This window comes from Pseudomonas sp. Y39-6, assembly GCF_023651955.1.
In the GTDB taxonomy this organism is placed as follows: domain Bacteria; phylum Pseudomonadota; class Gammaproteobacteria; order Pseudomonadales; family Pseudomonadaceae; genus Aquipseudomonas; species Aquipseudomonas veronii.
On record NZ_CP069594.1, the window covers coordinates 4,929,717 to 4,943,585 of the forward strand.

The 13,869-nt window shown below is 55.5% G+C and carries 11 protein-coding genes; 10 read left to right on the forward strand and 1 reads right to left on the reverse strand.

From position 1 onward, the window contains the following. Window positions 1-6 precede the first annotated feature (6 nt). The 6 genes from JN756_RS22370 to JN756_RS22395 all read left to right on the forward strand — a co-directional run bounded on the left by JN756_RS22370 (window position 7) and on the right by JN756_RS22395 (window position 6,339). Complete coding sequence (locus JN756_RS22370) at window positions 7-732, forward strand: TIGR03759 family integrating conjugative element protein (protein ID WP_201021366.1); 726 nt, start codon at window positions 7-9, stop codon at window positions 730-732. Next, complete coding sequence (locus JN756_RS22375) at window positions 717-1,277, forward strand: lysozyme family protein (protein ID WP_201021367.1); 561 nt, start codon at window positions 717-719, stop codon at window positions 1,275-1,277. The genes JN756_RS22370 and JN756_RS22375 overlap by 16 nt, the downstream gene beginning before the upstream one ends. Then, window positions 1,274-1,789, forward strand: a complete 516-nt coding sequence (locus JN756_RS22380) for an integrating conjugative element protein (protein WP_201021368.1) — start codon at window positions 1,274-1,276, stop codon at window positions 1,787-1,789. Before JN756_RS22375 ends, JN756_RS22380 begins: the two co-directional genes overlap by 4 nt. A gap of 2 nt (window positions 1,790-1,791) precedes the next feature. Continuing rightward, window positions 1,792-3,960, forward strand: a complete 2,169-nt coding sequence (gene traD, locus JN756_RS22385) for a type IV conjugative transfer system coupling protein TraD (protein WP_201021369.1) — start codon at window positions 1,792-1,794, stop codon at window positions 3,958-3,960. Window positions 3,961-4,230: 270 nt separating this feature from the next. Beyond that, window positions 4,231-4,980 (forward strand): TIGR03747 family integrating conjugative element membrane protein, encoded by a 750-nt coding sequence (locus tag JN756_RS22390; protein ID WP_201021370.1) that lies wholly within the window; start codon window positions 4,231-4,233, stop codon window positions 4,978-4,980. A gap of 396 nt (window positions 4,981-5,376) precedes the next feature. After that, entirely contained in the window at window positions 5,377-6,339 is a 963-nt protein-coding gene (locus JN756_RS22395) for a hypothetical protein (RefSeq protein ID WP_201021371.1), read from the forward strand. Between the two features lie 166 nt (window positions 6,340-6,505). On the opposite strand, the gene JN756_RS22400 is transcribed toward JN756_RS22395, so the two are convergent. Beyond that, window positions 6,506-11,641: an NACHT domain-containing protein gene (locus JN756_RS22400; RefSeq protein ID WP_201021372.1), complete on the reverse strand. Its 5,136-nt coding sequence runs from the start codon at window positions 11,639-11,641 to the stop codon at window positions 6,506-6,508. A gap of 388 nt (window positions 11,642-12,029) precedes the next feature. Between JN756_RS22400 and JN756_RS22405 the strand changes: the two genes are divergently transcribed. From JN756_RS22405 to JN756_RS22420, 4 genes are all read left to right on the forward strand, one after another. Further along, window positions 12,030-12,596: a hypothetical protein gene (locus JN756_RS22405; RefSeq protein WP_201021373.1), complete on the forward strand. Its 567-nt coding sequence runs from the start codon at window positions 12,030-12,032 to the stop codon at window positions 12,594-12,596. A gap of 295 nt (window positions 12,597-12,891) precedes the next feature. Next, window positions 12,892-13,218, forward strand: coding sequence for an integrative conjugative element protein, RAQPRD family (locus JN756_RS22410; RefSeq protein WP_236255052.1), 327 nt, complete (start codon window positions 12,892-12,894; stop codon window positions 13,216-13,218). Beyond that, complete coding sequence (locus tag JN756_RS22415) at window positions 13,215-13,454, forward strand: TIGR03758 family integrating conjugative element protein (RefSeq protein ID WP_201021375.1); 240 nt, start codon at window positions 13,215-13,217, stop codon at window positions 13,452-13,454. Before JN756_RS22410 ends, JN756_RS22415 begins: the two co-directional genes overlap by 4 nt. Window positions 13,455-13,494: 40 nt before the next feature. Beyond that, complete coding sequence (locus JN756_RS22420; RefSeq protein WP_201021376.1) at window positions 13,495-13,857, forward strand: TIGR03745 family integrating conjugative element membrane protein; 363 nt, start codon at window positions 13,495-13,497, stop codon at window positions 13,855-13,857. Window positions 13,858-13,869 lie beyond the last annotated feature (12 nt).

A 13,869-nucleotide genomic window follows, 5' to 3' on the forward strand; every position in this document is an offset into this window, starting at 1 on the left:
TCTGCGATGAAACAAGCGTATTTGATGATCGCACTGAGTGGCCTGTACGTTTCAGGTTGGACTGAGGCCTATGCGCAAGACCAGGAATCAGTCATTGAAAACACCCGCACTCAGGAACAGCTCACCTCCACACTTGAACAATCAAAAGCCCATGAGTGGGGGCTCAAGGCGCAAGAGTGGCAGCGCTACCGTGAGCTGATGGAAGGGCCACTCGGCGTCTACTCGCCCGGCATTGATCCCCTGACTGCACTAGGCATGGAGGCACGTGATAGCGAAGAGCAGAAACGCTACACAGAGATGCAGGCACACGCCGAGTACAAGCGGATTACAAAGCTGTTTGCCTACCAGAACGCCTACGACGACGCTTTCGCGCGGCTTTACCCAAACCTGCTACCCGTAAATTTGATAGGTGCCGACAACACACACCAGTCCTCTCCCGCCACGGCACCAGCCCGATTGATGGTCTTCGTTACGATCGACTGCAAGGGATGCGTAGAGCGGGTTAAACGGCTTCAAAGTGCTGATCAGCACTTTGACCTTTACCTGGTGGGGACACAAGGCAACGACGAGCTCATTAGAGGTTGGGCCAACAAAGCAGGCATTGATCCGAAAAAAGTTCGAAGCCGTGACATCACCCTGAATCACGACGGCGGACGCTGGGCCAGCCTTGGAGACGGAGGCTCATTCCCAGCAGTGATGCGACAGGTCAATGGCCAATGGCAACGGCACTGATCATCGCTGGTGCGTTGTTGACTGGAGGACTGGCAGCGGCAAGTGCCTCTGCTTACGACGTTCCGCCACCGGCTTACCAGGTAGCAACGCATCGCACCGGCGTTCCAGCAGAGGTGCTCTACGCTCTAGCTCTTCAGGAAAGTGGGACAGTGTTGCGCGGGCAATTGATTCCCTGGCCCTGGACCTTAAACGTCGCCGGCAAACCTTATCGCTTTTCACATAGCGAGGCGGCTTGCAGTGCACTACTTCAAGCCATACGGGATGTAGGCGCCAAATCGGTGGATGTCGGGCTAGGCCAAATCAATATTGGCTGGAACGGCGAACGTTTTATCCAGCCATGCGAAGCCCTGGATCCGTATCGTAATTTGGCGGTGGCTACCGCCTTGCTCCGAGAGCACAAAAGCGCAGACAACGACTGGATAACGGCCGCAGGACGTTATCACCGCCCGGCAGGCGGCGTACCCGCAGCGCGCTATCGAAAGTCCTTCGCTCAACACCTCTCTCGTATCACCCGACCATCACTTCAAGGACCGAAGACACCATGAAGATCCCACCCGTTTTGGGAGTCGTGACACTCCTACTCGCCTCCTTCTCTCATGCCGCACTGATCGTGGTGGAGGATATGGGAGGTACTTCTGCTCTCCCCTACTACCGAACACTCAATCTTCCCTCTGACGATCAGTCGGCCAAGCCCATGACCTTGCCAACAGTACGCCTCAATCCATACAGCGAGGCTGATATGTTGCCGGTGAAATCCGAGCACTTAAGCCCGGGCAAAGTCGAAAACCGCGTAACCAATGTCCCCGGGCTTGTGCCGTTATTTCTAGTGGGTGACGACAACCTCTCGCGTCGCTGGTTAGCCGCCAGGGCGGATTTACTACGCGAGATAAGTGCGATCGGGCTAGTGGTGAACGTGCAGCACATAAAAGCACTGACAGAACTGCGTGAACTCGGTTCCGGACTTGAAATGGTACCCGCGTCGGCAGATGACCTTGCCTTGCGAATGGGGGTTAAGCACTACCCAGTGCTGATCACTGCGACCGGCATAGAGCAGTAGTCATGACCCAGTCGCACACCATCGAAGCGTTGCTCCGTCCTGCCGTCGAGCTGTACACCGTAGCTGTATGCATAGTCGGAGCGTATCTAAGCCTGTTCGCGCCTTGGTCAGTGGCACTGACACCTTTGTTTGGGGTTGCCGCGGCACTATTCTTTCTGGGGTTTGGCTGGATTCGCCTGCGCCAAGCACTGGTGGTTCTGCGCTATCGGCGCAATATCCGCCGGCTGCCGCGCTACGTAATGACCAGCAAGAACGTTCCCGTTAGCAATCGACGCCTCTTCATTGGCATCGGGTTCAAATGGGAACAGCGTCATACACAGCGGCTGATGCAGACCTACAGGCCAGAGTTTCGTCGGTATATTGAGCCTACAGCGTTGTTCCAAGCCGCTCGCCAGATAGAGGAGCGCATGGAGTACGCCAGTTTTCCGCTTAACCTGCTGCCTAAAGCGACTTCTTGGGACAGCCCTCTGAATCCTGTGCGCCCTCTTCCGCCTGTAGGCGGTTCTCCAAGACTGCATGGCGTCGAACCGGTAGAAGTAGAAGTGTCGCTGCCCTTGGGGGAGCGAGTAGGTCATAGCCTGATCCTGGGCACTACTCGGGTAGGTAAGACTCGATTGGCTGAGCTGTTCATCACTCAGGACATTCGCCGAGTGAAACTGGTCAACGGATTACCTGAATTTGAACCCGTGATTGTCTTCGATCCAAAGGGCGATGCGGACCTACTCAAACGTATGTACATCGAAGCCAAACGTGCTGGCCGAGAGGGAGAGTTTTACGTATTCCATCTGGGCTGGCCGGATTTTTCCTCGAGGTACAACGCCGTAGGCCGCTTTGGGCGGATCTCGGAGGTGGCCAGTCGGATTTCCGGGCAGTTATCAGGTGAAGGCAACAGCGCAGCGTTCCGTGAGTTCGCCTGGCGTTTCGTTAACATTATTGCCCGTGCGCTGGTGGAGCTGGGTGTTCGTCCGGACTACCTAAAGATTCAGCAGCATGTGATCAACATCGATGCTTTGTTCATCGAGTACAGCGGCTACTACTTTGCCAAGCATGATCCCAAAGCGTGGGAGGTGATCGTCACGATTGAAGGTGCACTGAACGAAAAGAATACCCCCTTCAATATGCGAGGGCGGCAAAAGCGCGTGACCGCCATCGACCAATACCTTTCAAAAACCAGGGTGGCTGATCCCGTAATGGACGGTCTGCGCTCGGCAGTGAGGTATGACAAAACCTACTTCGACAAGATCGTTGCCTCTCTCCTCCCTCTCCTGGAGAAGCTGACCACCGGCCGTATGGCTGAACTAATATCCCCAGATTACACAGACTTGAATGACCCCCGGCCTATCTTTGATTGGATGCAGGTCATCCGTAAGCGCGCGATCGTGTATGTCGGTTTGGATGCATTGTCCGACCCAGAGGTTGCTGCAGCCGTGGGCAACTCAATGTTTTCAGACCTGGTCTCAGTGGCTGGCCACATCTATAAATTCGGTATTAATGACGGCCTTCCCAGCGCCACCTGCGATCAGAAGATCCCGATCAATCTGCACGCTGACGAGTTCAACGAGCTGATGGGGGATGAGTTCATCCCGATGATCAACAAGGGCGGCGGCGCCGGCATCCAGGTCAGCGCCTATACGCAAACCATCAGCGACATCGAGGCCAAGATTGGCAACCGCGCCAAAGCGGGCCAGGTGGTGGGTAACTTCAACAACCTGTTCATGCTGAGGGTCCGCGAGACGGCGACAGCTGAGCTGCTGACAAAACAGCTACCCAAGGTCGACGTGTACTCAACAACGTTGGTGAGCGGCGCTACAGACAGCTCAGACCCTTCTGGCAGTACTGACTTCACTAGCAATACCCAAGACCGGGTCAGCTCCAATAGCGTGCCGTTGATTGAGCCGGCCCATATTGTCAGCCTGCCCAAAGGACAAGCCTTCGCGCTGATCGAAGGCGGAAATCTTTGGAAGGTTCGCATGCCCCTACCCGCTCCAGATCCCGATGAGCTGATGCCCAAGGATTTAAGAGCCTTGGCCGAGAATATGCGCAACAGCTACGTCGATGGCGGTGGTGAGTGGTGGACCAGCAGCGGAACCCGAAACCTGGATGAGTCGTTGCCAGCAGGTCTACTGGATGACCCCTTGATCGCAAACCATCAGGAGATACCACAACTATGAGATGGCCATCGCGCATGGAGCTGCGCTTTATCAATCTCAGAGCAATGACACCCGCTGTTCGGGAGATTTCAGGTGAGCTCCAGTTACTGCTGGGCTACGCCAGGCTAGGCATCTATGACGGTCATGCGCTCTTTGATCGACTACAGGAGAAAGGCCTAAAGCCCCTTTGGGCCAACCCCAGCAGCATACAGATTGAAGACCCAGTGGCAGGCCCTCTGCTGGTTTGCTTTGAACACCAATGCATGACCATTCACTGATCTAGGGAAGACCATGGTAAGTGCGACTGAGACCGCGAAAAGCCAGCAGCAATACCGTGAAAAAGGTTGGTTCAGCAAAACCATAGGTCTTCCATTCGCCTTACTCGGAATTCTGCTGATCTCACTGTTTTTCAGCATCATGACGGAGTGGATCGGGCTGTATTTCTTCTGGCCGGAAGAAGGATGGCATCACTCGCGGGACATGCTGAATAGCGAGTTGGAGTGGATATCCAAGTCGTTCCCCCAGAGCTTGTTGATTCAGGACCCAGACCACACAGCACGTTGGCTTATTGGGTTCATATACGAATGGTGTTTTGAGAAAACGGCGCTGATTGAATGGATCAAGCTTTCATCCGTACAAGCAAGGATGAACAGCTCAAAGGGCGGAGATCTTCAGTACTACCTAGGATTAGCCTACGTCCAAATAGAAAACTACGGACTCGCATCGCTTTATGCGGCACTTACCTACCTGGCGAGGCTTTTGATACTGACGCTGACTATCCCCCTGTTTCTGATGGCAGCGTTCACAGGATTGGTGGACGGCCTCGTACGTCGTGACCTTCGACGTTTCGGTGCCGGGCGAGAGTCAGGGTTCATTTACCACCGGGCCAAGATGCTGATCATGCCACTGTTGGTTGCCCCCTGGCTCATCTACCCTGCTCTCCCGATGACCGTAAACCCGATCTTAATACTGCTCCCCAATGCAACTGCGCTCGGTTTTATCGTGAGCATCTCAGCAGGAAGCTTTAAAAAGTACCTATGAGTGAGAACGCCCATCTATAACGGGGGAGTGAATCGGCGAGACGCGTCGCCCTCAAAAATGTCTCTTAGCCACCCGTGGTACGCGCGCAACGGTCTTGATTGAGGAGCAACTGGGCGGTCTTAAGTTGGAGTCGGTCCGTTGCGACCGGCGGCGCGCGCCGTCGTGGCGTAACCAAAACGATCATCGACCAACGCAGCATTCCTAGTTTCTGCTGAGCCGGGCCCCCATAGACGGCCAAGTGCCATAATGCGGTAAACCGCTACCAGTTGCTCGGCAACGTCCCGCAGGCATTGGCTGGCTCAGGAATCAGGTTTGAATGTGGTTGCCACTAATGACTGGATGAGCGCGGTAAATACACAAACTAATAAACTTGAAACTTTTGCCTAGGATTTCTGCATGACGGTGTTCAGAACTGATGCGCTCGGCTTTACAAATTCGGATCGACTCCTAATTAAGCACCCGGCAATCTACAAAATGATGACCTACGGTGATCATGAATTACCCGACGAAAAGCGACTACCCATCGTCAATTGGAACACTTGGGGATTGGCACCACGAGGCATCCTCACCTGGCTCGCAACCCAAGCCATGGGAGTGTCACGCTTCCCATGGCATCCTGACCAGTGTCAGATTCAGCCGCCAGACGGAGACCAAAAGACGGGCGCGTTGCAGGTTCTCAAGGAGCATTTTGGTGAGCCTGCTCTAGTGAAAGATGGCGTAAGACAGATGCGCGAAATCTATGAGCACACGCAAGCTGTATTTCGTCGAAGGAATCAAAAAACCATCGTTCTGCACCGTAGCTTTTGCGATGACACATACCAAAACGATGGCCAAGGTTATGCCGACAGATTGTTGAGTATGGCATGTGCCGCAAAACTCCTTGGGCGCGACAGATTCGAAATAAACACAAACATTCTAACGTCTTGGTCTAAAGGCGCCGGGTACGGGGCAAATCCAATAACCATCAGGGTTGAGCACCCTGTCGAGAATGTTTTTTGGGGCAGCGACCTGATTGCATCTAAGAGTAGTCGCGCAGAGAAATCGGCAGTAGAGTCCGGTGAGTGGGTCATTTTCGACCCCAGTCTTCAGGGTCGGCTAGTTGTACCAGTGAACGGTATCGTGAAAGGTCAGGTGGGCGACGACTGGGTCCCACTATATGAGCGAGGCCAACGATCTATTCATACATCGCAGCCAATGAAAACAGCCACTCAAGAGGCTGAGGAGTATTTACAGCGTCAATCCGAATTTCTTGAGCCAATTCTGATTGATAAGCTGCACACCTATCCACACAGAGTGTTGACACTTAATTTCAGACAGCGATTGATACTGGCGTTTCAGATAATCCGCGGCGCGTCATAGGGACTGCTGAACTGCATTTACGGGACGCGAGTAATGTTGGTCTATTTCTACTTTTGCGATTAGTGCAAGTTACCAAGGTCTGCAATTCTGGTAATTATCAGGCTCTTTCTCCGACTCCTCTTTCTTGGGAGCAAAGCGGACGTTCACCAAGAGTTAGACGGCGTTCTTACGTATGCGCCCCAGCCACCGCCACGACCTTCAATTCGAGATCATGGGCTTCAGCGACGCCAACAGCGACTAACCTCCCGAGCATGCGGTCAATACGGGCACGCAACGGATGCGCCGGGGTGAGCAACCTCGGCTCTTGGATGATCGCCGCTTCCAGCCATTGGACTACTTTCCGTCCAATATCTTGGTCGATCCACAGCCCGGGCGCCTGCGTGCGATCAAACCATACTTCAGTCGCCTCGAGCAGAAAGTCGAGATGACGCTCGCGCGGAGCAACCAGGAGCAGATTCATCGTGCACCGCGCCACAAATGCCGTCGGGCCACCTGGCAGCAGCTGTCTCATTGCTGGAAGGAGCGGATCGACGCGGTCGAATAGCAGGGGCGGCAGATAGCTATAAGTCCCGTTGAACGGATCGTAGGTGTTCAACATAATCTTTGCGAAAATCCCGCCGCTCTCCATGTCGATCCGTGAGGAGGTGGGATCTCCGGCATATTGCCACCTGTGGAGTAGCATCACCCGTTGCGCCAACTGGACACGTAATTCGACATGCCGTGTGGCCGGACGTTTCGGATCATTGAAATAGAGCGCGTCTGCAGAATGGATAACAGTCAGCGCGACGTTGCTAAATGGGTGGTCCGGCAGATCAATTACGAGCTTTAAATCAGTTTCAAACGATGTATCGGCAGCGTCGAGCAGCCGCTCGGCGAACAGTGCGTAGTAGTGCAGATTCCAATCGTGCGGTTCGCGATCGATCTCGATGTCTACCGGTAAGCCGAGCCCGTTCATCCGTGCGGTCCAGTCGACATAGGCTTCGACCAACTCCTGCCTCCAATCGATTGCATCCTTGGAAGCAGCTTGGACCATTGCCAGCCATTGCGCTGCCGCCTGGCTGTCGACATGGATCATCGATGACTGCTCAACGACCGGAGAATTTATCGCCTCATCCTCCCCAGACCCTACAAACTGGACAAGCCCTGAAACTCGGATACGCGAGCCTCGCGCCAAGAGCGGCCGCTCCTCGGGCCAAGCAGGCCATACAGGCTCGGCATCCCCCCCCATCCAGGCGATCTCGGCAGCGACTGCTGAGTCCACCGCCGCAGCCTGCTCTGCGACGAAGCACGCTTGCTCTGCCTCGTCGTCCTCATCGTAGCGCTTCCAGCGCCAAGTCATCCCTGCGAACGCCGCGCGCATTGCTGCTTTGAAAAGCTGGGGCTCGACTTTGAGAATTCGCCCGCATCCGACTGAGAATGCCGGAAGCGCGCTGCGATCCTCGCGCGTCGCAAGCCGGATCAGCGCGTTCCGGTCCGTCTCACTCCCCTGCCGGGCCCAGAGATATATCAGCGTAAGAATGGCAATCGCTGGCCGATTGAAGCGCAGCGTATCCTCTGATCCGCCGCGGCGATCGGAATGCTCCTGCAGCGCAATGACGACAACCTGACGAACCCAAACTTCCTCGGCGGCAAGCAGCGCGTCATCACCGTCGCGAGCCACCAGCAACGCGGTCGTGATCAGTCGGGTTGAACGAGACTTGAGGTAGTCGGTATCGCTATCGTCGGGAAGGTCGCCGTTTGCATAGCTGGCCGCATCGCGCGCTGTCGCTGCAGTAGCGTGTTCGCCGTTGCCATCAAATGCCAGATCGATGCGCGATTTGATCTCGCTCGAGAGCATTAATGCGATCCGTTGCTTCTCCATCGCCTCAAGATGTGCAGCTTCGTCAGGAGGAGACTGATAGCTAAGTCCTCCGTCCCCAATGTCGCTCCAGTTCGATCGCTGGAGCCTATTGTGGGCAACCCGTGCAATGAGCCGGGAGTCACTATAGTTTGAGTAGGATTCAATCGGGTCAAGGCTCAAGATCGCCGCACCCAGCTGCTCGCGAAGACGATTCGCTACGGGATCATCTTCCAGATAAAAGTGCACCACATCGAATAAGGTCGCCCGCCGCGACAGACGGCCATTCAAGTCGACGAGCCTGACTTTCGCATTTGGCTCTTTCCCGATCGCGAACTGATCAATCCCCAATCCGAACTGGTCATGGTCCCGGCGCATCCTGTCGGTAGCCAGCAGCTCTGGATGCGCTATCAACGGCGCCAACGCGTCCTGTGCAGCATCGAAATGTGACAGCAGCACATCAACCGCAACAAGGAGGTACGCCGCACAACTGCCCTCGGGCCCGAGAATATCGGCGAGCACTTCATCGACGGGGGCGCCATCATCTAGCCTTTGCTGACTCCAGGCTTCAAGCGACTTGAGCCCTGAGGCCGCCGAATATTCGCGGCATTGATCCCGAGACCAGAGATAGCTGTCGGCCCGAGGAAAGAAACGGGGACCACTGCCAAAATCGACGGTGAAGCCTGGATCTATCGGCGCGCGTGCATCGGTGCTGAATGCAATCGCTTCCGCAACCAACGTTCGGATCAACTTCAACCCCTCCGCAGGCGCGGACTCCAATAGATCCAGAAACGGAGGCTGCGCCGGCGAGGCGGGCAAGTAGTTGCAGTCGGCGAAAGTGAAAGCCTGCTCCATTGCGCGATCATGGTGGCCGTGCCGCTTCTGTGGCTGGAGGAGGCTCGCTAACACGAGCTCCGCCAGTTCGGCAGGCGCAACCGGCGCGATCACTTTGGAATACTTCCGGATATCATCGACTTTATTGCGGTCCTGCTCATTGCCCACCTCCCGGAGATACGCCTTAAGCTCATCAGGCGCGAATTCACCGAGTAAGAAAGCGATCATGCGAAGTTGCTCAATCATGCGTCTTCGCCCGTCGCTCTCTGCCCTCCCGGGTTTCAGCTTACCCGGGATTGTCACCTCGGCACCGCCGACGTCGAGCTGTCGTAGCCAACCAAACAGCATGACTGCCGTTTGGATGGCGAACGATTGAAGATGCTTGAGGAGATACATCTGTATCTTAACCAGTTCTATCACTGCGCCGATCGCCGCTATCGAGATCTCGGCCACATGCAACAGCACCCAGCGCAGTACATTGAAGGAAGATCCGGTGACATCGATCCGATAAGAGCGCGGCAGATCGACCTTGGTACCGTCTGGCATCTTCATAAGGTCGGCCGTCGCTACTGTCTCGACCGCGGCAATTGTCGTACATAATTCGACAAAGAGAGCCCCGTCGTCCGAAAGCAATCCGGCGCTGCACTTTTCGAGCAGCTCGTATGCGGCCTCCGAACGCGATAAGGCAAGGATTGCCTGACGTCGCCAGGAACCATGCGCCCCGGAGACCGAGAGCTGTCCGATCAGTTGGATCCACCCGATGGAATCTGCACCGGACTCGAGTGAGAGGCGTGCGGCGAACTCGACGCCGCGTGCTACGCGCGGTGAGGCAGGCCCGCTCAAGTCCATTGCGGCCAAACGCTGAGGGCTCTCGGCGATATAACTGCCTATCGCCCAGTCACGCAGCACGTCATGATAGAAGTCGAGGCGATCGCGCTGTGTTTCCCTGATCGTAAAAGCTCCGAGCAAATGCGAACGCGCCGCCGAATCTTCGGCAATTTCAAGCCCCCCCTCACCTTCCAGGGCGCTGGCGGCGAGCGCTGCCATCAGCCTCTGCGCAGCCCGAACATCGCTTGCAGGCGCGCCGTCCGCACGCCCCCACCAGAAACGGGCCATCGCGGCCTCGGTACGGATTCCGGTAGAGCTAGGCACCTTCAGCAGTCGAGACAGTCGATAGAGGTTTCTGGCAAGTCCGGCGGCGGGATGCCTGGGGGCCAAAAGCGATCGGAGATCTGGTGTTTGATCGACCAGGGTCGCGACTTCATCATCCGAGAGGGGCTCGACCTGTATCGGGTACACGCCCCCCATTGCGGCGACGATCTGATCGTCAAGCCAGATATCGACATCCACATTGCCGGCCGTGCGCGTGGTGGTGATTATCTTGAAGTCCGGGATCGAGCTCGCAGCCCTAATGAGCTCGGTGATAGTACGCTGACGCCCTACATCGTCGAACATATCCAGGCCATCGACGAAGAGCATCGCGCCCCCGCTTGCGGCCAGATCGGTGAGGAACTCGACCGCCGATCCAGGGATGCCGAGAGCGTTTGAAAACGGCAGCCACCCACCCGGAGGGGTTGAGTCCCGGTCGAGTACAATGATCGGTGAATGGCTTGCGACACGCTCGGCAAGATGGCGAAGTACCCAGGACTTGCCGACACCGGGATCCCCGCGGACCTCGACAAAGCGATGTCCCTCACATGCATCGTCGACTGCAGCGACTGCTTCAAGTCGCGGCAAGGTTACCCCCGCCACGTTTGTACCAATATGTGAAAGCGTATTATGCGCAAGCTCGGTAAGCCTGGCGCGCGCGGTGTCATATTCACGGCCACCAGCAAGCCGGAAGCCCGCCTCGGCGAGATTGATGCCGAGTTCCGTACGATCGATTTCACCGCCGGTAGTACCGGTCTTAATCGACAAGTCGACCAACCGACTCCATAGGGCCTCAGCACGTCCGACATCCTCGTCGCTTAGTGCCATCCGTGCGAGCGCGTACCCATAAGTTCGGGTGATCGGTGACGTGGCTTCGAAGTCAAATTCAAGTATAAGAATCCGACGCAATAGTCGCCAAATCGCATCGTCGTCATCAGCGACACCACCCGCAATCAGGTGCTTTCTAGTCGTTGCGACAAATTCGCGCATATCCTTGCTTGCTATGCCCTTGCCGGCTAGACGGGTGAAGAATGCCTCAGCACTCTCCATTGTTCGCGCCCATTTGAGAACATCCTGATAAGCGCCGGAAATCTTACGACTGGTTCGCTGTGTCGCAATGCCCAGAATGTGCCGATCCGACGGAACTGAACCCAATACACTCTGTGCTATCTGGAAGGCGACGTCTTGATAGATGCGGTCCCCCGGCGAGAACGAAATATCCCGTTTCGACTGAATTTCAAGGATGAAATCGCCGGCCTTCCCCACGCCCAAAGCGATCAAGTCATCCAACTTAAACCCGTGCTCGGTGCCCTGAAATCGGACTCTGGTCACCCGAGCGCCTGGCAGGCCCGGAGCCGGATTACCCGATAGCAGGGCAAGCAGATAGAGCGCACCAAGTTCGCCTTCGATATAAGCACCGGCCGGCCCTCGCGAGGCTGGACTTGAACCGCGCTCCATTTTTGGTCTGAGATCTACTTCCATCATCGATCCGTAGTGCTAATAGTCGTCCTTCTACACTAGGATCATACCTTATGTTCAAACGACCTGAATGGGACTCAGCTTTTGGGATAATCAAGATTGTCGGTAAAGCTAGAATGGGCGGGAAGCCGAACTTTGGCCAAGTCGACTCACCAGCACAACTGGTTGCACCCAGCTTCCCTAGCTTAAAGTACTGAACTGGATGTAATCGTCTGATCTATGAGGGGCTCAGGCAAGCCCCATTATAAAGCGCTAGAGCGCCAAGTATAGCTCCATTCACGCCGAATGCTCAGCCTGCGATCAAGCTATCCTATTATCACCGAGAATTATCCTGTCGACCTCGAACCCTCAAGGACGAGCAACGATTACGCTAAACACCAAGGAGAAAGGAATGAAGCGTCTGTCGGAAGAAAATACCGTCCTGCCAGAACAATTTCATGACGCGTACGAATTTTGCTTTGCAGCACATGACATCGCAGCCCACTTGCTAGTATCAGGTATGGAGCAAGGCATATTCGTTACTAACCTTACGTTTCGCGATAAGAGGGAACAGGTAGATCTTGAACAGGCTGAAGATCTAATCGAATGGCTACAGAAAAGTGATCGAATGGATGACGAAGCGGATGTCCTCGTAACGATGGCGTTTCCGGCGGTGTTATCAGACATGCTCCACTGTATTTTCGAAGCCCTGGAAGCCTCCAGAAAAGGAACGCTGGCCGTTGCATACATGCTCCTGAGAAAGCCGTTCCAAGAAAGCTTATACCTCTTGGAGTCGGTGGTCGCAGACAAAGCTTGTTTCGCCAAAATGATCGCCGAAGATCCCGCTAAGCTTCGCCCACAACAGATCGTACAAACCGTCCATGATGACTCGTATTCCCTTCTGAAACAGGTGCTTCCAATAACCTGCCCGCCGTATCAAATTCCCACAGTTCCCGATAAGCCTCCGCGGCTCTCGTAGTCGACCTTAGCAAGGACCGGGTTATCGAGGTAAACGTTCCAACATCACCTAGACTCCATCGATATGGACGTCCAAAACTTCGTCTTGAGCAATTTAAACGGTCGGAGATTATTGATGAATGGTCCGGCGATCACCTTCACGGTATCCATTCAACTTGTGACGAATTTGCCGCCCGTTGGATATACAGTGTATTCAGCCCCCGCAGAAAACATCTTCACCTAATCCAGTTTTCCTGCTGGCTGCAGCAACTCCATGCGAGACACTCAGAAAACTCTTCTGCGCATGGATGCCACCGATGTTCCTCCCCTTCCGTCTCGGACTTTCAGCTCTACTGGCGTGCTGCATCGCGTCATCTACCGTTGCTTTTGCTACCGGCGACGAGCATCAACAACTCTCCCTGATCCTTCGCCAGCTTGATTCTTTGAGTCGGCTGACAGCATCGCACGACGCGCTTGTAATCGATCCAGGTGCCCGCTACAGCTTCGACTACCCGCGCCTGGCCGCTGACATCGACCTGATCCGCCAGGGTATCAACAGCTATATCACGCCCTCCCGAACTCAACCTCGTGACCCACCTGAGTTGACGGGTCACTACACCCGTTCAGGCGCTTCACATCCATGAGCATGAGCCAACAGCAGCTCGCTGCCTTTCAAGCCATAGGCGGATTTACGCCACAGCAAAGCACCTCGCTTTTCATCGGTGTGGTCCTAGCCAGTGCCTTGGTCTTCGCTGCCTGGGCGCTCGGTAGCGGCTATCGCGGCTGGGCGGCCGGCCAGATCTCACAGGCAAAGTTCGTAGGCCTTGCCGCGAAGGTGACCCTCATCTACATCCTGCTCACATTCCTGTTGCTGCACTGATGCGGCATCAACGTTCGCGCATCGCCATTGGAGGCACACCATGCATATTCACCCGATCTTCAAGAAACTCGCTCGCCGCTGTTCACCCTACTTCGTGATCTGCTTCGGAGTCTTGTCTGCCGGCACTCACGCCGCCCTTCCTCAAATGGAGGCGCCCAGTCGAGGTGAAGGCAACGGCATCATCCAAACGCTGCAGAACCATGGTTTCGATATCGTAGGGCTTATCGCACTTGCCATTGCCGCCGCAGCCTTCTGCGGTGTTGCGTACCACGCCTATGGGTCCTATTCCGAAGTGCAAAGCGGCAAAAAAACCTGGGGACAATTCGGGCTGACATGCGGTGTAGGCGCCCTGCTCCTGGTGATAATCATCTGGCTGCTGACAAAAGGCACAGGCGTGCTGTGAGGCGGCTGCTCA

What these genes read in the sequence shown, in the direction of transcription:
- JN756_RS22410 (WP_236255052.1), top strand. Translation starts at nt 12,892, where the DNA reads ATGTTCCTCCCCTTCCGTCTCGGACTTTCAGCTCTACTGGCGTGCTGC.
- JN756_RS22405 (WP_201021373.1), top strand. Translation starts at nt 12,030, where the DNA reads ATGAAGCGTCTGTCGGAAGAAAATACCGTCCTGCCAGAACAATTTCAT.
- JN756_RS22395 (WP_201021371.1), top strand. Translation starts at nt 5,377, where the DNA reads ATGACGGTGTTCAGAACTGATGCGCTCGGCTTTACAAATTCGGATCGA.
- JN756_RS22370 (WP_201021366.1), top strand. Translation starts at nt 7, where the DNA reads ATGAAACAAGCGTATTTGATGATCGCACTGAGTGGCCTGTACGTTTCA.
- JN756_RS22380 (WP_201021368.1), top strand. Translation starts at nt 1,274, where the DNA reads ATGAAGATCCCACCCGTTTTGGGAGTCGTGACACTCCTACTCGCCTCC.
- traD (WP_201021369.1), top strand. Translation starts at nt 1,792, where the DNA reads ATGACCCAGTCGCACACCATCGAAGCGTTGCTCCGTCCTGCCGTCGAG.
- JN756_RS22390 (WP_201021370.1), top strand. Translation starts at nt 4,231, where the DNA reads ATGGTAAGTGCGACTGAGACCGCGAAAAGCCAGCAGCAATACCGTGAA.
- JN756_RS22415 (WP_201021375.1), top strand. Translation starts at nt 13,215, where the DNA reads ATGAGCATGAGCCAACAGCAGCTCGCTGCCTTTCAAGCCATAGGCGGA.
- JN756_RS22400 (WP_201021372.1), bottom strand. Translation starts at nt 11,641, where the DNA reads ATGGAAGTAGATCTCAGACCAAAAATGGAGCGCGGTTCAAGTCCAGCC.
- JN756_RS22375 (WP_201021367.1), top strand. Translation starts at nt 717, where the DNA reads ATGGCAACGGCACTGATCATCGCTGGTGCGTTGTTGACTGGAGGACTG.
- JN756_RS22420 (WP_201021376.1), top strand. Translation starts at nt 13,495, where the DNA reads ATGCATATTCACCCGATCTTCAAGAAACTCGCTCGCCGCTGTTCACCC.